Genomic DNA, 16739 nt, shown 5'->3' on the forward strand with positions numbered 1-16739 from the left:
CCTCGTGACCGACTCCCCCGAGGCGGCCCTCGCGGCCCTCACCGACCCCGCCGGGCCGTACCTGATCGGTGTACGGCACCATGCGCCGTCCCTGGCGGCGGCGCTGCCCGCGCTGCTGGACGCGGCGAAGCCGGACGTGCTGCTCGTCGAGCTGCCGGCCGAACTGCAGGACTGGCTGCCGTGGCTGGCCCACGAGGAGACGCGGGCTCCGGTGGCCCTGGCGGCGGCACCGGCCGACGGCAGCGCCGGCCCGGCGTTCTATCCGTTCGCGGACTTCTCCCCGGAGCTGGCGGCGGTGCGGTGGGCCGCGCGGGGAGGCGTGCCGGTCGTGGCCTGCGATCTGCCCCTGGCGGACCGGGGATGGCGGGAGAGGGAGGCTGCGGCGCAGGGTCCGGGCCACCTCACCCATGCCCTGCGCTCCCGGCTGACGGGGCGTCCGGGGGACGACCTCTGGGACCGGCTGGTGGAGGCGGCGGCGCCCGGTTCGACACCGGAGGCACTGCGCCGGGCGGCGCTGCTGACAGGGTGGGCGCTGCGGGAGGAGTCGACGGTCTCGGAGGTGGATCTGCGGCGGGAGGAGTGGATGCGTTCCAGGCTGGCGGAGGCCACGAAGGAGGGTGAGCGAGCGACCGTAGTGGTCGGCGCCTTCCACACTCCGGCACTGGTGCGTCCCCTCAGCGGCGCGGGGCTGCAGTCGACGTGCGGCTACCGCCGCCCGGACGCGAGCGGCCCGCACCCGGCCGCGCCCGAGTGGACAACCTCCCTCATCCCCTACACCTACGCCCTTCTGGACGAGCGCTCCGGCTACCCCGCCGGCATCCGCGACCCCGAATGGCAGCACATGGTTCTGGAGACAGCGGGCGATCCTCCTGCCCTGGAACACGCGCTGACCCGCGCGGCCGTCGGTGTCTGCGCCGCACTCCGGCAACAGTGCCACCCCTCGGGCCCGGCCGACGCCAGGGAGATCACCCGCCTCGCCGGAGACCTCGCCCGCCTGCGCGGGCTGCCCGCAGCGGGCCGCGGTGAACTGGTCGAGGCGACACAGACCGTGCTGGCACAGGGCGAGCCCTACGGGCGGGGCCGAGCCGTCGCCCGGGCGATGGAGGCCGTACTGGTCGGCACCCGCGTCGGCCGTCCCGCACCGCAGGCGCCCCGTTGCGGCCTCGCCCCAGCGGTGGAGTCCGAGTTGGCCGCTGTCGGCCTGCCCGGCCCGGCAGATCGCGGCCCAGCCCGTGACCTGCGGCTCGATCCCCTGCGCTCGGACCTCGACCGGCGCCGCGAACTGCTGCTGCGCCGCCTGGCGTTGTGCTCGGTGCCGTACGCCGAGCACAGGCCGGTGGCCGGTACCGGCGGTGCCGACGCCCTCACCTCGCGCTGGGAGGTGCGCTGGACTCCGGCCACCGCCGCGATGCTGACGGCCGCCGGGGTCCGCGGGGTCACCCTCGTCCAGGCGGCCGAGGGGCTGCTGCGCGAGCGGAGCCGCAAGGAGCACGAGGCGGGCGGCCCCACGGCGGCGCAGGTGCTCGACGGTCTGCAGCAGGCCGCCCACTGCGGTCTGCCCCGCCTGGTCGACGAGCGGCTCGACGACACCGCCGCCGTGCTCCCGGACGCCGGCACCCTGCCCGAACTCCTCGGCGGGCTGGCCCTGCTGGACCGCCTGCGGGCCGGTCATGTCGCCGGTCTCGACTCCGACGCGGACCGTGCGGCGCGGACGGTCGCCGTGGCCGAGCTGCTGACCGCCGCCGCGGTGCGCCAGGTGGACGGCCTCACCGGTTCCGAGGACCCGGCCGACGCTCACGCCCTGCTCGAACTCGCGCATCGTGCCGATCTGTTGGGGGGTATCCGGCTGGCCGACGCGCTGGCCCGGCTGGCCGCCGACGGGTCCCCGTTGATGCGGGGTGCCGCCGGAGCCGTTCGTGTCCTGCTCGGTCAGGAGGACCCGGGGGCCCTCGGGGGCAGGGTCGCCTCCTGGGTGGACGGGGCTGTAGACGCCGAGTCCCGGACCGCGCTCACCGCCCGGCTGACGGGGCTCCTGACGGCCGCCGGGCGGCTGCTGGAGGCGGCGGCCCCGGCGTTGGAACCCCTGGTCGGCCGGGTGTCGGAGCTGTCCGACCGGGACTTCCTAGATCGGCTGCCGGCCCTGCGCGGCGGTTTCGACACGCTGAGCCCGGCCGACCGCGGCCGTCTCCTGGCCGGTGTCGAGGAGCGTCTGGGCACCGACCGGGTGGCCGACACCGGCACGATCGACCCGGCGGCGCTGGCCACCTGGACCCGCGCGGATCTCGCCGCCCGCGAAGCCCTGCGCACGCTGGGCCTGTTGCCGCCGCGCCGGGAACGGACGGAGGCCGAGCCCGGCACCGCTCCCGCGCTCCCGGCGGACCATCGGCTGGACCCCGCCGATCGCTGGCGCCTGCTGCTCGGCCGCCGCACCGATCGACTTCCCCAGCGGGCACGCGCCTTGGCGACCGCGCTGGACGAGTTGTACGGCAGCGGGCGCGGCGAGGGCAGCCGGGGCGACCTCGGGGGCGGGGGCGGCGGCGGGCGCGAGGCGCCGTATCCCGGGGTGCGGGAATGGTCGGAGGAACTGGCGGCGCTGTTCGGGCCGGGCGTCCGGGAGGAGGTGCTGGCGGCGGCCGCCGCGACCGGCCGTCAGGACGTGCTGGCCGAGCTGGATCCGGACAGCGTGCGCCCCTCCGTGGACCTGCTGCGCTCGGTACTGCGGCACGCGGGCGGGCTGCCGGAGGCCCGGCTGGCCGCACTGCGCCCGCTGGTACGACGCCTGGTCGACGCGCTGACCCGGGAGCTGGCCACGCGGTTGCGTCCCGCGTTGCACGGTACGACGGTGCCTCGACCCAGCAGGCGTCCGGGCGGCGGCCTCGACCTGCCCCGGACGCTGCGGGCCAACCTGGCCACCGCCCGCCGGGCGGCCGACGGCACGGTCCAGGTGATCCCGGAGCGCCCGGTCTTCCGGACCCGGGCCCGGCGCGCCGCCGACTGGCGGCTGGTCCTGGTCACCGACGTGTCGGGGTCCATGGAGGCATCCACCGTCTGGGCGGCGCTCACCGCCTCGGTGCTGGCCGGTGTGCCGACCCTGTCCACGCACTTCCTGGCGTTCTCCACCGAGGTCATCGACCTCACCGACCATGTCGAGGACCCGCTGGCACTGCTGCTCGAGGTCAGTGTGGGCGGCGGCACCCATATCGCGGCCGGGCTGCGGCACGCGCGTGAGCTGGTGACGGTGCCGTCCCGGACGCTCGTCGTCGTGGTCAGCGACTTCGAGGAGGGCTATCCGGTCGGCGGGCTGCTCGCCGAGGTCAGGGCACTGGTCGGCGCGGGCTGTCAGGTGCTGGGCTGCGCCGGCCTCGACGACTCGGGGCGCCCCCGGTACTCCACCGGGATCGCCGGACAGCTGGTGGCCGCCGGGATGCCGGTCGCCGCCCTCAGCCCCCTCGAACTCGCCCGCTGGGTAGGGGAGAAGATCGCATGAGCCTCGAACTGCCCCCGGTCGCCCCGGCGGTGACAGCCGACCTGGTGACGGCCCTCTCGCCCCGGCTGCGCAAACGGCTGGACGCGGGCATCGCCAAGCTGGCGGCCCGCCCAGTGGTCCGGGACGGCGACACCGTACGCGTCACCGTCGACGACGAGGGCTCGGTGCTCGAACTGCACGCCCCCGAGGGCGTCGTGGCCGACGCGACGGCCATCCGCTGCGGCTGTCTGCTGGCCCCGGACTGCCTGCACCGTGCGGCGGCGGCTTCGGCGGCCCCGGTGGCGGACCCTGCCGCGCCCGCCCCGACGGCCGACGCCGGCATGGCAGCACAGAACACCGAATCGCTTCCGGCAGTCCCGGGGCCGGGGGCCGACTCCGTTGCGGCAGTGCCGGGCGCCGACGCGAGCGTGGCAGCACGGGGCGCCGACGCGGGCGTGGCGACGCCAGTCGCCGACGCGGGCGTGGCGACGCCAGTCGCCGACTCGGCCGTGGCAACTCAGGGAACCGACGCGGGCGTGGCAACGCAGGGAACCGACGCGGGCGTGGCAACGCACGACCTCGACGCGGGCGTGGCAACGCAGGGAACCGACGCGGGCGTGGCAACGCAGGGCGCCGACGCGGCCTCGGACGTGCCGGTGGCGGGCGTCTCCGAGACTGCCGGGAGCGCCGGGAAGCCGGGGGCCGACTCGGTCACACCGACGGCCCCCGCTCCCGCCTCCGAGGAATCGGCCACGCCCCCTCAACACGCTGCGGCCGAAGCGGTTTTCGACGCCGGGGCCGCCGTGCTCGACGCCGGTACCGACGGTTCCGGCGCCGTGCTCCAGGCGGAGCTGCTGCGCGCCGCGCACGCCGCGCGCCTCGCCGGGCTCCCCCGGGCGGCCACGGCGGTGGTCTCCGTGGTCACCGCGTTGCGTGCGGCCCGCGCGGCCGACCCGGCTTTCCGGCTCGCCGACCTGGTCGCCGCCCTGTCGGAGACCCTGTACGTGGCGCACCGCCTCCCGTTCGCGGCGGGTCCGGAACTGACCGGGCTGCGCGGCTCCGTACGGCAGCCGTACACCCCGGACGGTTCGCTGCGGCTGTACGGCCTGTTCTCCGAGCCCGTGCTGAGCGCGAGCGGTCATGCCGGTGCCGTCACCTGGACCGCCGACGCAGACGGCCGTCTGTACACGGTCTCGGACGTGGCCCCGGGCGGCGCGGGCCGGGCGGTGGGCGCCGCCGACCGCGCCGTACGCATCGGCGACACGGCTCTGACGCACCGCGAGTTGGCGCGGGCGGGACTCGCGGTGTCCGGGGCGACGGTGTCGCCGACCGGACGGCTGGGGGCGGGCGCGGGGGTACGGGCCGTGCGCGCGTCCGGTGCGGACTGGCGGGCCGAGCCGCTGGACCGGCTCTGGGCGGTGCCGGTGGCCGAACAGGTCGGGCGAGCCCTGAGCGGGGGGCACGATCTGCTGTTCCTGGAGGTCACGCCGGCCGGCGTGGTAGGTGAGGCGGCGGGCGACGCTCTGCTGGCCGACTGCGGCGGCGTGCCGCTGCGGCTGACGGCGGCGCACGACCATCCGGCGCTCCCGCACCGCCACAACCTGCGGTTGCTGTCCGCCGCCCGGGGCGGCCGGCTGCGCGTGATCGCGCGTCTGGTGGCGGCCCCGCACGCCCGCGCGCAGCTCCTCGCGACCGAGCACCCGACGCTCGCCGGGAACCGTGTCGACGTGGGCCTGGACCGGCTCCAGCACGCGGATCTGCCGGCTCCGGCGCAGGCCACCGCCGTGCCCACGGCCGAGGAGGCACCTCTGCACCTGCTGCACCGCCGGGTCGAGCAGGCGGCTTCGGGCGGCCGGCGTGTGCTGGCCTTCCCGGGGAACACGGCGGCGGACACCCGCCGGCTGCACCGGCACGGTCTCGCCACGGCCGGGGATATCCTCGACGAGTTGCTCGCGGCCGCGGCGGAACGCTCGCGCGACGTCTTCGGTCGCCTGCTGCCGGCGGACCCGGGCCGGTTCGCGCGGGCCTGGCTGACCGCGGCGCGCTACGCGGACGAGGTCGACCGTGTGCTGTGCGCCGCGGCCTGGGGCGGGTGACCGGGCCGACGACCGGTGCGGGCCGCCACTCCCCCGTGCCGGCGGCCCGCACGACCGGAGTCGTCGAACCCGGTCCCGGTGCCCGGTTGAAGCATGCGGCAGCGGGCTGTCGCATGGGTATGCGTATAACTGCGTAGGGCGCGGGCAGAGAGGAACACGTGTTACTGGGGCTGGAGGGGGCCTACGAACGCCTCACCGGGCTGGCCGTGGCCGCGTTGAACGAGCGCGAGCCCGAACGGCTGTGGCCGCTGCTCGCCGACGCGGTGACCGACCTGTGCGGCGGCGAGACGTTGATCTACAAGCTGGACGACTGGAACGAGGGCGAGGGCACCCTCGGTATGTCGGCAGCCGCGGCCGCCGAGTTGGGCCGGCTGGGCCACCGGGAGCTGGGCGTGCTGCGCTCGGGCTACCCGTTCGCCCACCACTACGCGGGCGGCCTCGGGCGTGTCCCCGTCACGGCCCGTCGGCTCGCGGGCAAGGCCTGGACGGCGAGCGAGACCGCACAGGTCCTCGGCCGGGCTCTGGACCTGGACCAGGTCCTGGCGCTCCCGCTGCCCGGCACGGTCACGCCGATCACCGGCTGCCTGGTCTACCGCTCCGGTGCGGACTTCACCGAGGACCACCTACGGACCGCCGAGCGCGCCCAGCCGCTGCTGGCCGCCGTCGAGCAGCAGCGCCAACTGCTCGAACAATGGCGCCGGTCGGCCGCGACGGCCGGCGAACCGGAGGAACGCGCGGCGGACTGCGCGCTGACGCCCCGTGAACTCACCGTACTGCTGCTGCTCACCGACGCCCTGACGGCGGACGCGATCGGCCGGCGGCTGGGCATTTCGGCTCGCACGGTGCACAAGCACGTCGAGAACATCTACCGCAAACTGGGCACCCGCGACCGTCTCAGCACCGTCCTGCACGCCCAGCGCCTGGGCCTGGTGCCCGCCCCCGACCGGTCGGCGGGCAGAAGGCGTGCGCCGGGCCACGGGCGTGCGCCGGGCCGCGGACCGTCACCGGGCAGTGGGCGCCCGAAGGGCAGTGGGCGGCCGCCGGAGGATCACAACGACCGGTAGCCGGGGACTCACAACGGCCGGTAGTCCGAGAGCCGGCCGGTGACCACGACGACGGCGACCACGTCACCGGAGGCCCCCCGGCCCAGCCACACCGGCCGGCTGCCGTCGCCGTCGGTGCAGAAGGTGACCAGGTCGCCGCCGGTCTTCTCGTCGGTGACCCGCAGGGCGCCGTCCCTGACCTCCTCGACGCCGTCGTCGCCGTCCCCGTCGATGTAGCGCCGGAAGGTCCCGGCCAGTGTCTCCCAGCCGGCGGCGTCGGCGAAGGAGCCCTGCGCCGCGTCGGTGCCGAATCCGTAGGCGTGGCCGTCCAGCAGCAGCCGGGGGTCCTCTCCCGCCGCGAGCCCCAACTCCCAGGTGACCGCCGGTTCGTCGGAGATCAGCAGTCGTATCAGGGGTTCTTCCGACACTGGGAAGGGTTCACCGTAGTAGTCGCCCTCGCCTACGAGGACAGCCGTCTGCAGGCGATACTCGCCGGGCGGGATGCGCTCGGTGAGTTCCCTGGGGGTGCCCGTCAGGGGGTCGGCGACCACCAGGCGGCCGCTCGGCACCCGGAGGGTGGTGATCTCCTCGACCCGGTCGACGGTCAGCTCGCCCTCCTTCTCGGTGACGAAGGTGTCGCCGGCGAACCGGTTGCCCGGCCGGAGGAGTTCCTGCACATCGAACTCCGGCCGGTACGGCCGGGGCGCTCTCCACAGGGATGCCGGCGGCTCCTGTCCGTCGCCGGACTCGTCCGGATCGGAAGCCGGGGTCTCGCCCGGATCGGAAGCCATCGACTCGTCCTGGCCGTCGGCCGTACCGACACCGAAGGCCTCCCGGGGGATCCACCACTGCGCTTCCGGCAACTCCTTCCAGCCGTGCCGGGACGAGCCGGTGTCGCCCTGTTCCTCGACGATGTACTGCGCCCGGCCGCCGGGCGTCAGGTTCAGCGTGGTCCGCCAGGCGTCGCGGGCCCGGTCGGGCTGGTCCGGTGTGGCGTAGCGCCGTTCCACGACCTGCCGCATGAACAGCCGGCCCGGCTCCAGCAGCCGCAGGTCGAACTCGCGGGTGCGGCGCCCCAGTTCGTCGTACATCCAGTGCCCGACATGGAGGTCGGACCAGGCCACGAGGTACACCGCCACGGGCTCGGCGCGTCCCGGCTCATGGTGGATCACCACATACGGTTCACCCTCGTCGTCGCGTCGCCGTGCCCCCGCCGCCGAGAGCGGCCGGTACGGGCGGCGGGTCCCGGCGTCCCAGCCCTGCGCGTACGAGATGTCCACCGTGGTCATGTCCCCCACCCGATCTGCCGTGATCCGTCCGTGCGGCCCCTGTGGAAAGACCGTACCGGCCGCCACCGACAACGCGGGGCTCAAGGGAATGCGATGGAATGCGAGCGAATCGGCGGGAATCGAAGCCGTGAAATTGCGTGGACGGCGGTTCCGGCGCCCCGGCAGAGTGGCCGCCCATGACGAGCAGTGAGCTGTGGAGCCGCGCCGAGGCCGACCGCTACGACGCGGAGGAGACCGAGATGACCTCGGCGGCCGTGCTCGGGCCGACCGTCGAGTTCCTCGCCGAACTCGCCGGAGAGGGGAGGGCGTTGGAGTTCGCCATCGGAACCGGCCGGGTGGGGGTGCCGCTCCGGGAGCGTGGGGTGCCCGTGGTGGGCATCGAGTTCTCCGAGCACATGGCGGCCGCGTTGCGCCGCAAGGTCGACGCCGAGACCCTGCCGGTGGTGGTCGGGGACATGGCGACGACCACCGTGCCCGGCGAGTTCACCCTGGTCTACCTCGTCTACAACACGATCTCGAACCTGCTCACGCAGGACGAGCAGGTCGAGTGCTTCCGCAACGCGGCCCGGCATCTGGCGCCCGGCGGCCGGTTCGTGATCGAGTTGGGGGTGCCGCCGCTGCGGCTGTTGCCGCCCGGCCAGGTGGCGGTGCCGTTCGACGTGTCCCCGGGGCACATCGGTTTCGACACCTTCGACCTGGTCGAGCAGATCCTCGTCTCGCACCACCTCACCCGCGACGGCGAGGACGGCCGCTACCGCCGTGACGACTCCCGGCACCGGTACGCGTGGCCGGCCGAGCTGGACCTGATGGCCAGGATCGCGGGGCTCGAACCGGAGCGGCGCGTCGCGGACTGGGACGGTTCCCCGTTCGCCCAGGACTCGACGAAGCACATCTCCGTGTGGCGCAGGCCCGGGTAGCCGGCGGCGGGGGGGCTGTTCAGCCCTGGGGCCCTGACGGGTCGGGCCGGCTTCAGGTGCCGGGCCGCCCGGCGGACGTCCAGGCTGCGTATTCCTGGCGGACGTAACGGCGGCGGCCGAGGCCTGGTGTGACCGCGTCGGGCAGGTGCGGCCCGGCCACCAGGTCGGGCCGGCGCCGGTCGTGCGCCACGAGTTGTCCGGCGGTCTGTGCGGCGGCGCCGGCCGGCCCGGGGTCGGAGCTCTGCAGGGCCATACGGTCCATGAGGGCCGCCCGGCGCAACAGCCAGACGCGTTCGGCGACCGCTGCGTCGGCCGGCGGCCCGGCGACGGTCCTGGCCTGACGGCCGTCGCGCTCGGCCCCGAGGGCAAGCACCTGGTGCATTTCGCGGCGCAGGTCGGGCGCGTTCGCGTACGCCTCGTGCGGGGCCGGAGCGCCGATCCCCTCGCCGGCGCCCCGGGTGACGCTCTCGTCCGGTACGCCGGGGCCGACGCCATGGCGTGCGGGGGCGGTCATGCCGAACACCTCAGGCAGGCGCGGACCTCGCGGCCGCTGCGCGTCTGGTGGATCTCGGTCGACTCCGCGAGGCACTGGACGATGCCGGTGCCGCGGCCGTGCTCGTCCGGGGCGATGTCGGGGCGGGGGCGCTCCACGGCGGTGCCGGAGTCGCTGACCACGATGTGCAGGGTGCCGAGGTCGAGCATGAGCAGCAGGGTCATGCGCTCGCGGCCGTACCGGGCGGCGTTGGCCGCGAGTTCGTCGACGATGAGAACGGCGGAGTCCCGCTCGCTCTCGGGAACGCTCCAGGTCTCCAGCAGGTCGGCCGCGAAGTGCCGAGCGGCGGGAACGTGCGCCTCCTGCGCGGGCAGGGTGAGCAGTGCCTCGCGGCGGCAGAGCGGGGAGAGCAGTGAGGTCAGTCGGGGCGAATCGGTTACAGACATGGTCTTCTGACTCTTCCGTGGATGTACGGAGACCGGAATGTGGGAGACCGGAATATGGGAGACCGGATCGTGGGAGACCGCCGAGACATTCGATGAGCGGTCGGTATGCCGGATCCTGTAGAGAAGCGTTCATTCAGTTCCACGGACGACGCATGCCGATCGGTTCGAGTAGTTCGCACCTTTTGTGACGTATTTCCTGTCAGGGCAGGGCCGGCGGAAGACACACGGATCGTCGGGCGGCCGGGGACGGACAGACCTGTCCCCCGACTGGACACCGACGCGTCGAGCAGGCCCAGGGGCGTGAGACCCCTCGCGACCTCACGCCCGGATCGTGACGAGCTTCTGACCGTCGCCGGCGACGATCTCGAAGTGCTCGATGGCACTCGGAGCCATGGGGACCGCACCTGGGACCGTGGTGCCAGGGGGGTATTCGCCCGCCCGCCAGGTGGCGCCGTCCGCCCTGACCCCGCCGTGCCCGACCGCCTGCAGCCGGCAGGTGATCCCGGCCGGCGCCCCCTTGGCGGAGACCAGCAGGACGCTGCCCCAGGCAGAGGGGGAGACCTTCACCGAGGCGGTGACGCCGGTGCTGGGATCGTTTCCGGAGAAGGTGCGCACGGGAGCGGTCGCGGTCGGTCCCGGCTGCCTCGCCTCACTGCTCAGGGACCCGGCGGTCGCCAACCAGGTGCCGACGGCCGCTCCCGCCATGAGCATCAGGGAGGCGGCGGCGCCCGCCAACTGCAGCCGCCACGTCCTGCGGCGCCGGGCCGCGGCCTGCCGCAGCAGCCTCTCCAGCACCCCCGCCTCGCGCGCCGGCGGCACCCCCGTCGGGGCAGGCCGCGCGGGCAGGGTGCCCTGCGCGCTCTCGGCCGCCCGCGCCACCAGCCGGCCCGCCAGGTCCTCATCGGCGGCCGGCACCGTCCGGCCCGCGGCTTCGGTCGCGGTCACCGTCGCCAGCAGTGCGGGCAGTCCCGCCAACTGTGCGTGTTCCGCCCGGCACTCGGCGCACTCCGCGAGATGGTCACGCACCTGTTCCATCTCAGCCGGCGGCAGCGTGCCCAGGACGTACCCTCCCAGCGCCAGCCGGAGGGCGTCGCGCTCCGCACTCATGGTCGCCACCTCCCGCACGGCGTGGTCATGGCTCGATGCCCCGTTCCCGCAGCGCCAGCCGCAGGGCGTGCAGGGCGTAGTACGTCCGCGACTTCACGGTGCCGAGCGGGATGCCCAGCACCTGCGCGGCCTCCGCCATGGTCCGGCCCCGGTAGTAGGTCTCCAACAGGACGGCGCGATGGTCCGGGGACAGCGCCCGGAGGGCGTCGGCCACCGCCCAGCTCTGCAGCGCCTGCTCGATCTCGTCCTCGCCCGGCGCCTGCTCCGCGGCCCGGTCGAGCGCCTCGCCGCCGACCTCGGCCGGCCTGGCCTGCCGGGCCCGGTGGGCGTCGATGACCAGGTGCCGGGCGACCGTGCACAGCCACGCCCGGGCCGGGCCCCGCGCGGGCTCGAACGCGTCGGGATGCTGCCATGCCCGCAGCAACGTCTCCTGCACGACGTCCTCCGCCCATTGCCGGTCACCCGAGGTCAGCCGAAGCGCGTAGTGGAGCAGTGGCCCCGCGTGCTCGACATACAGGGTGCGCAGCAGTTCCTCGTCCGTGGTCGAAAGTGTCCCTGTACCAGAGACACGGTCCGCGGAGCGATCCGGATCGGTCCTCGGGCCACGTTTTCGGGAACGCCAGGACATAAGACGATCGTCGCGCACACTTACGCCTTTGTCCTGTGATGCACCGCATCGTCGCGATCACTCTCCGTGAGCACTACCAGGCTCACGCGTGCGGGACACCGGAGGCCCGACCAGCCCGCGGCGGCCCCACGAAAGCACCAGCAGAAAACACCACAAAAAGGTGCGAACCGACCGAACCGTTCGCTCCCGCCGCCCGTGGAGTCACACAAGAGCCGACGTACGCGGTACGCCTTGCCCGCACCTCAGGCCGATCCCGGCCCTCGGACAGGGAACTGCCGCCTACCGCCCGAGACTTCGCTTCGTCCGCGCACTCGGTCGGCCTATCGCCCAACTCAACCGATCACGAGGAACGAACAGCATGTACCCGTACCTTCGTACACCAGGCCGGCGGTCACGCACCGCGGCCGGGCTTGCCGTCGCCTCCGCCGCCACCGCCGGCGCGCTGGGGCTCCTGAGCGCGTGCGGCCAGTCGCCGCATTCCTCACCCACCGGCGCCGGCGCCGTCACGCCGGGGCAGGGCCAGCATCGGACGGCCGGGATGCCCGGCGCCTCCGGCCCGGAAAGCGCCGCACGCTCCGCTCGCGGCGCCGCACCCATGCCCAACATGCGCATGCCCATGAGCCCCCCGAGCACCGGGACGCCGACCGAGCCGGTGGCCGGGGACGCCGTAGCGATCAAGAACTTCGCGTTCTCCCCGGCCACCGTGAAGGTCAAAGCGGGCACGACGGTGACCTGGACCAACCAGGACACCGACCCCCACACCGTCACCAGCTCCGGAACGGGCGGCCCGTTGCATTCGGCCGCCCTGACCACCCACGGCGCCTACAGCTACCGGTTCACCCGACCCGGCACCTACGCCTACCTCTGCACCATCCATCCGTTCATGACCGCCACCGTGGAGGTGACCCGATGACCGAGTACCTCGACCCTCACCAGGAAGCACCGACCGGCGGCGCCGAGCAGCCCGCCCGGGAACACGACATGTCCCGGCGCCAACTCCTCCGGCATGCGGGATGGTTCGGCGGGGCCGTCGTGCTGACCGTGGCCGGTGGCGAGGTGGTCAGCCACATCGCCGGCTCCCGGGACACCGCCGCAGGGGCCGCTCCGGCGGCACTCGCCACGACGGCGAACGGCGCACTGCGATTCGTGCAGGTCTCCGACAGCCACATCGGCTTCCAGGGTCCGGCGAACACGGACGTGGCCGGCTCCTTCACCGAAGCGATCCACCAGGTCAACTCGCTCGGTTTCCGGCCCGACTTCGTCATGCACAGCGGCGACCTCACCCACCTTTCCACGGCAGCACAGTTCGACCAGGTCAGACAGATGATGACCGGCATGGAGACCGACTGTGTCTTCACCGTGCCCGGCGAGCACGACTCCATCGGCGATGCGGGCCGCGCCTACCGGCGGACCTTCGGCAAGGGCACGCTCGGCGACGGCTGGTACAGCTTCGACACCCACGGCGTGCACTTCATCGCCCTGGTCAACACCCTGAGCCCGGAGAAGCTCGGTCATCTGGGCCACGAACAGATCGAGTTCGTGCGCAAGGACCTCAAGGGGCTGCCGTCGGACACACCCATCGTGGTCTTCAGCCACATCCCGCTGTTCGCCATGTACCCGCGGTGGGGCTGGAGCACGGACGACGCGTTGCAGGTCATCGCGTTGCTGCGGCGCTTCTCCTCCGTCACCTGTCTCAACGGGCACGTCCACCAGCTGTTCACGAAGACGGACGGCAACATCACCTTCCACTCCGCCACCACCACGGCCTACCCGCTGCCGAAGCCCGGCCGGGCTCCCGCCCCCGCCCCTCAGGTCGTCCCCGCCCGACAGCTCAAGGACGCACTCGGCATTCGCACCGTCGGCTACCGCCGGGGCGACCGGGAGCTGGCGATCAAGGATGAGAGGCTGACATGACACCCGGAAGACTCCTCGACCCGGCCCTGCGGGTGGCGACCGCCGCCACGCTCGCCACGAGCGGATACGTCCACGCCCGGCTCTACGCCGACGGGTACCGCTTCATCCGCGTCATCGGTCCCCTGTTCCTGGTCCAGGCGAGCGTGTCCTTCGCGGTCGCCGTCCTGCTGCTGATCGGGATGCCGCCGCTGCTGACGGTCGCCGCCGGCGGCGTGGCGCTGGGCGCCCTCGGCGGATTCGCCGCCTCACGAACCGTGGGCGTCTTCGGATTCACCGAACACGGTCTGCAGCCCGCCCCACAGGCCCTGCTCAGTCTCCTGGCCGAAACCGGGACCCTGCTGCTCCTCGCCGTCCGGCAGGCGAGCGTGACCAGGCGGCGCCGTGCTGCCCGGCCTCCCCTCAGGCCACCGGTCTGGGACCGGGTCACCCTCCACACACCGCCCAAGTGACGAAACCACGGAACCAGGGAGTCTGCCCATGTCACCGCGACCACGCCCAGCGACCGCCGGACCGAGCCCGCACCTGCGCAGGCTGAGGGACAGCGTGCGCGCCCTGCTCGGCCTCGACGACGACACGGCCGTCGTGATCCGCCAGTTCCAGTACACCGACCCCGGCCATCCACCACGGAAGACCGTCGTCGCCGTGCTGCCCATGGACGGTGAGGCACACCGCTGGACGCTCCACCGTCCTCCCGACCAGATCACCGAGCAGGCCCTACGGGCCGCGCTGCTCCCCCACCCGCCGGACTGACGGCCGTCATCCGAGGAAGCTCAACCGGACCCGGCGGTCGGGGTTGTCCTTGTTCGTGTCGACCAGGCACACCGACTGCCAGGTGCCCAGTGCCAGATGGCCGTCGATCACCGGAAGGGTGGCGTGCGGGGGTACGAAGGCCGGGAGGACGTGGTCGCGGCCGTGGCCGGGACTGCCGTGCCGGTGCTGCCAGCGGTCGTCGGCGGGGAGCAGGGTGTGCAGGGCGGCCAGCAGGTCGTCGTCGCTGCCGGCGCCGGTCTCGATGACCGCGATCCCGGCCGTCGCGTGCGGCGTGAAGATGTTCAGCAGGCCGTCGCGGCCGGCCGCGGCCTCGCGCAGGAAGGCTTCGCAGTCGGCGGTCAGGTCGACGACCCGCTCGCGGGTCCCGGTGGCGACTTGGAGCACTCGTGTGGTGAAGGCATCCGACATGCCCCCATCCTCGCCCATCCGCCGGGCCGCCCGCGTCGGCGGCCGTGCCGGGAAGATCCCCACCCGGCCCTCTGTTGGTAGAAGCGTGAACAACTTGCGCGAGGTCGAGGTAGTCGTCATAGGCGCTGGTCAGGCGGGTCTGTCCAGCGCCTATCACCTGCGGCGCACCGGTTTCGAGCCGGATCGCGACTTCGTGGTCCTGGATCACTCCCCCGCCCCCGGCGGCGCCTGGCAGTTCCGGTGGCCGTCGCTGACGTACGGCAAGGTCCACGGGATGCACGCGCTGCCGGGCATGGAGCTGACCGGGGCCGACCCCGCGCGGCCGTCCGCCGAGGTCATCGGGGAGTACTTCGCGGCCTACGAGCACACCTTCGACCTGCGGGTACGGCGCCCGGTGAACGTCCGCGCGGTGCGCGAGGGCGAGGGCGGACGGCTGCTCGTGGAGACGGACGCCGGTGACTGGTCGACGCGGGCGCTGATCAACGCCACCGGCACCTGGGACCGGCCGTTCTTGCCGCGTTACCCGGGTCAGGAGACCTTCCGCGGGCGGCAGTTGCACACCGCGCAGTACGCCGGGCCCGAGGAGTTCGCCGGGAAGCGGGTGGTGGTCGTGGGCGGCGGCGCCTCCGGCACCCAGCATCTGCTGGAGCTCGCCCCGTACGCGGCCGCCACCATCTGGGTCACCCGGCGGCCGCCGGTCTTCCGTGAGGGACCCTTCGACGAGGGCGCGGGCCGGGCCGCGGTGGCGCTGGTGGAGGAGCGGGTACGGCAGGGGCTGCCGCCGCGGAGCGTGGTCTCGGTGACCGGGCTGCCCCTCAACGACGCCATCCGGCAGGGCCTGAAGGACGGTGTCCTGGACCGGCAGCCGATGTTCGACCGCCTCACCCCGGACGGGGTGGCATGGAACGACGGCCGGCATGCCGACGCCGACGTCATCCTGTGGGCGACCGGTTTCCGCGCCGCCCTCGACCATCTGACGCCGCTGCGGCTGCGCGAGCCGGGCGGCGGGATCCGCGTCGAGGGGACCCGTTCGGTCGTGGATCCGCGGGTCCACCTCGTGGGGTACGGCCCCTCGGCCAGCACCATCGGCGCCAACCGCGCGGGCCGCGAAGCGGTCCGTGACATCAGGCGGCTGCTCGCGGGGGAACCGGTCGCCGCGTGAGGCGTGCGGCGTTGCGGGTGACGTGCCGGCGCCTCAGCCGGACGACTGCGAGGCCTGCGGTGACTGCGGTGACTGCGGTGACTGCTGGGCCTTCCTCTTCCGCTCCGCGTTGAAGTCGGCGACATTGCGCTGGTGCTCGGCGTAGTCGGCGGTGAACCGCGTGTCCCCCGGCTTGACCGTGACGAAGTACAGCCAGTTCCCCGGCGTCGGGTTCATCGCGGCGCGCATGGCGTCAACACCCGGGTTGTCGATCGGGCTGGGCGGCAGACCCATGCGCTGGTAGGAGTTGTACGGGTTCTCGACACGGGTGTCGTCCGCCGTGGTGTCCAGGGTGCTGCGGTTGAGGCCGTAGTTGAGGGTGGAGTCCATCTGCAGCGGCATGCCGCTCTGCAGCCGGTTGAAGACGACCCGGGCCACCTTCCCCATGTCGGCCTTGTTCGCCGCCTCGGCCTGGACGATGCTGGCGATGGTCACCGCCTGGTAGACGTTCATCGCGTCGCGCTGCGCGCCGGCCGCGACGGGCGCCCCGTCGAACCGCTGGTTGGCGGTGTCGACCATGAACCGCAGCACGGACTGCGGGGTCGCGTCCTTGTCCAGGGGATAGGTGGCCGGGAAGAGGTAACCCTCCGGGTTGCCCCCGGCATCGCCGGGCAGCTTCAGGCCCGCGGTGCCGACGGACCCCTTGGTGCTGCCGGCGGGCAGGGCGAGCGCCTTGTCGACGGCCTCGTAGATCTGGGACGCGCGCCAGCCCTCGGGGATGACCAGGGTGGCGGACCTGACGGCCGCGCCGTGGGCCAGGATCAGCAGCGGCACCGTCACGGCGGCGCCCGCCACGACGGCGACGGCCGCGACGAGGAGGAGCCTGCCCCGACGCGTCAGCCGCATCCTGTTCCGCCGGATCACCCCCGGCCTGATCGTGTTCCGTCGGACCGCGCTCCCTCGGACCGCTTTCCGTCGCGGAGTGTTGATGTGCATGCGGGAACGTTAGCCCGCACAAAG

General features: G+C 73.6%; 16 protein-coding genes. 9 read left to right on the forward strand and 7 right to left on the reverse strand.

Going from position 1 to position 16739, the window contains the following annotated elements; genetic code table 11:
• Positions 1-4 precede the first annotated feature (4 nt).
• The 3 genes from ACWDGI_RS29825 to ACWDGI_RS29835 all read left to right on the forward strand — a co-directional run bounded on the left by ACWDGI_RS29825 (position 5) and on the right by ACWDGI_RS29835 (position 6626).
• Positions 5-3487, forward strand: coding sequence for a vWA domain-containing protein (locus ACWDGI_RS29825; RefSeq protein WP_450764186.1), 3483 nt, complete (start codon positions 5-7; stop codon positions 3485-3487).
• Entirely contained in the window at positions 3484-5562 is a 2079-nt protein-coding gene (locus ACWDGI_RS29830; RefSeq protein WP_450764188.1) for a hypothetical protein, read from the forward strand. The genes ACWDGI_RS29825 and ACWDGI_RS29830 overlap by 4 nt, the downstream gene beginning before the upstream one ends.
• Before the next feature lie 158 nt (positions 5563-5720).
• Positions 5721-6626, forward strand: a complete 906-nt coding sequence (locus tag ACWDGI_RS29835; RefSeq protein ID WP_450764190.1) for a LuxR C-terminal-related transcriptional regulator — start codon at positions 5721-5723, stop codon at positions 6624-6626.
• A gap of 8 nt (positions 6627-6634) precedes the next feature.
• On the opposite strand, the gene ACWDGI_RS29840 is transcribed toward ACWDGI_RS29835, so the two are convergent.
• Positions 6635-7894, reverse strand: a complete 1260-nt coding sequence (locus tag ACWDGI_RS29840; RefSeq protein ID WP_450764192.1) for a DUF4241 domain-containing protein — start codon at positions 7892-7894, stop codon at positions 6635-6637.
• Between the two features lie 176 nt (positions 7895-8070).
• On the opposite strand from ACWDGI_RS29840, the gene ACWDGI_RS29845 reads away from it, so the two are divergent.
• Positions 8071-8811 carry a class I SAM-dependent DNA methyltransferase gene (locus ACWDGI_RS29845; protein WP_450764194.1) on the forward strand — a complete coding sequence of 247 codons (741 nt, stop codon included), beginning with the start codon at positions 8071-8073 and terminating at the stop codon, positions 8809-8811.
• Positions 8812-8863: 52 nt separating this feature from the next.
• Here the strand turns inward: ACWDGI_RS29845 and ACWDGI_RS29850 are convergent, their stop codons facing one another.
• From ACWDGI_RS29850 to ACWDGI_RS29865, 4 genes are all read right to left on the reverse strand, one after another.
• On the reverse strand, positions 8864-9325 hold the full coding sequence (locus ACWDGI_RS29850; RefSeq protein ID WP_450764196.1) for a hypothetical protein: 462 nt from the start codon (positions 9323-9325) through the stop codon (positions 8864-8866).
• Entirely contained in the window at positions 9322-9750 is a 429-nt protein-coding gene (locus ACWDGI_RS29855; RefSeq protein WP_450764197.1) for an ATP-binding protein, read from the reverse strand. The genes ACWDGI_RS29850 and ACWDGI_RS29855 overlap by 4 nt, the downstream gene beginning before the upstream one ends.
• A gap of 318 nt (positions 9751-10068) precedes the next feature.
• Entirely contained in the window at positions 10069-10857 is a 789-nt protein-coding gene (locus tag ACWDGI_RS29860; protein ID WP_450764199.1) for a zf-HC2 domain-containing protein, read from the reverse strand.
• Between the two features lie 25 nt (positions 10858-10882).
• Positions 10883-11485, reverse strand: a complete 603-nt coding sequence (locus ACWDGI_RS29865; protein ID WP_450764201.1) for a sigma-70 family RNA polymerase sigma factor — start codon at positions 11483-11485, stop codon at positions 10883-10885.
• Positions 11486-12101: 616 nt separating this feature from the next.
• Between ACWDGI_RS29865 and ACWDGI_RS29870 the strand changes: the two genes are divergently transcribed.
• From ACWDGI_RS29870 to ACWDGI_RS29885, 4 genes are read left to right on the forward strand one after another with little or no spacing between them, the layout of a single operon-like run.
• Positions 12102-12398, forward strand: coding sequence for a plastocyanin/azurin family copper-binding protein (locus tag ACWDGI_RS29870; RefSeq protein WP_450764203.1), 297 nt, complete (start codon positions 12102-12104; stop codon positions 12396-12398).
• The gene (locus ACWDGI_RS29875; RefSeq protein ID WP_450764205.1) at positions 12395-13399 is read left to right on the forward strand and encodes a metallophosphoesterase family protein; all 1005 of its coding nucleotides are present in this window, start codon (positions 12395-12397) and stop codon (positions 13397-13399) included. The genes ACWDGI_RS29870 and ACWDGI_RS29875 overlap by 4 nt, the downstream gene beginning before the upstream one ends.
• Complete coding sequence (locus ACWDGI_RS29880; protein ID WP_450764207.1) at positions 13396-13848, forward strand: hypothetical protein; 453 nt, start codon at positions 13396-13398, stop codon at positions 13846-13848. The genes ACWDGI_RS29875 and ACWDGI_RS29880 overlap by 4 nt, the downstream gene beginning before the upstream one ends.
• Positions 13849-13876: 28 nt before the next feature.
• Complete coding sequence (locus tag ACWDGI_RS29885) at positions 13877-14149, forward strand: hypothetical protein (protein WP_450764209.1); 273 nt, start codon at positions 13877-13879, stop codon at positions 14147-14149.
• A 6-nt stretch (positions 14150-14155) separates the two neighbouring features.
• Here the strand turns inward: ACWDGI_RS29885 and ACWDGI_RS29890 are convergent, their stop codons facing one another.
• On the reverse strand, positions 14156-14578 hold the full coding sequence (locus ACWDGI_RS29890; RefSeq protein ID WP_450764211.1) for a secondary thiamine-phosphate synthase enzyme YjbQ: 423 nt from the start codon (positions 14576-14578) through the stop codon (positions 14156-14158).
• Positions 14579-14663: 85 nt separating this feature from the next.
• Between ACWDGI_RS29890 and ACWDGI_RS29895 the strand changes: the two genes are divergently transcribed.
• A complete protein-coding gene (locus tag ACWDGI_RS29895) occupies positions 14664-15740 on the forward strand; it encodes an NAD(P)-binding domain-containing protein (protein ID WP_450764213.1) in 1077 nt (358 codons plus the stop codon).
• 33 nt (positions 15741-15773) lie between these two features.
• Here ACWDGI_RS29895 and mltG read toward each other — a convergent pair whose 3' ends face one another.
• Positions 15774-16625 (reverse strand): endolytic transglycosylase MltG, encoded by an 852-nt coding sequence (gene mltG / locus ACWDGI_RS29900; RefSeq protein WP_450764215.1) that lies wholly within the window; start codon positions 16623-16625, stop codon positions 15774-15776.
• Between the last annotated feature and the right edge of the window lie 114 nt (positions 16626-16739).

The organism is Streptomyces sp. NPDC001220 (assembly GCF_053597895.1).

Coding starts and splice junctions, on each gene's coding strand:
- ACWDGI_RS29845 (WP_450764194.1), top strand. CDS start 8,071: ATGACGAGCAGTGAGCTGTGGAGCCGCGCCGAGGCCGACCGCTACGAC.
- ACWDGI_RS29880 (WP_450764207.1), top strand. CDS start 13,396: ATGACACCCGGAAGACTCCTCGACCCGGCCCTGCGGGTGGCGACCGCC.
- ACWDGI_RS29840 (WP_450764192.1), bottom strand. CDS start 7,894: ATGACCACGGTGGACATCTCGTACGCGCAGGGCTGGGACGCCGGGACC.
- ACWDGI_RS29860 (WP_450764199.1), bottom strand. CDS start 10,857: ATGAGTGCGGAGCGCGACGCCCTCCGGCTGGCGCTGGGAGGGTACGTC.
- ACWDGI_RS29870 (WP_450764203.1), top strand. CDS start 12,102: ATGAGCCCCCCGAGCACCGGGACGCCGACCGAGCCGGTGGCCGGGGAC.
- ACWDGI_RS29865 (WP_450764201.1), bottom strand. CDS start 11,485: ATGTCCTGGCGTTCCCGAAAACGTGGCCCGAGGACCGATCCGGATCGC.
- ACWDGI_RS29890 (WP_450764211.1), bottom strand. CDS start 14,578: ATGTCGGATGCCTTCACCACACGAGTGCTCCAAGTCGCCACCGGGACC.
- ACWDGI_RS29855 (WP_450764197.1), bottom strand. CDS start 9,750: ATGTCTGTAACCGATTCGCCCCGACTGACCTCACTGCTCTCCCCGCTC.
- mltG (WP_450764215.1), bottom strand. CDS start 16,625: ATGCGGCTGACGCGTCGGGGCAGGCTCCTCCTCGTCGCGGCCGTCGCC.
- ACWDGI_RS29830 (WP_450764188.1), top strand. CDS start 3,484: ATGAGCCTCGAACTGCCCCCGGTCGCCCCGGCGGTGACAGCCGACCTG.
- ACWDGI_RS29885 (WP_450764209.1), top strand. CDS start 13,877: ATGTCACCGCGACCACGCCCAGCGACCGCCGGACCGAGCCCGCACCTG.
- ACWDGI_RS29850 (WP_450764196.1), bottom strand. CDS start 9,325: ATGACCGCCCCCGCACGCCATGGCGTCGGCCCCGGCGTACCGGACGAG.
- ACWDGI_RS29875 (WP_450764205.1), top strand. CDS start 12,395: ATGACCGAGTACCTCGACCCTCACCAGGAAGCACCGACCGGCGGCGCC.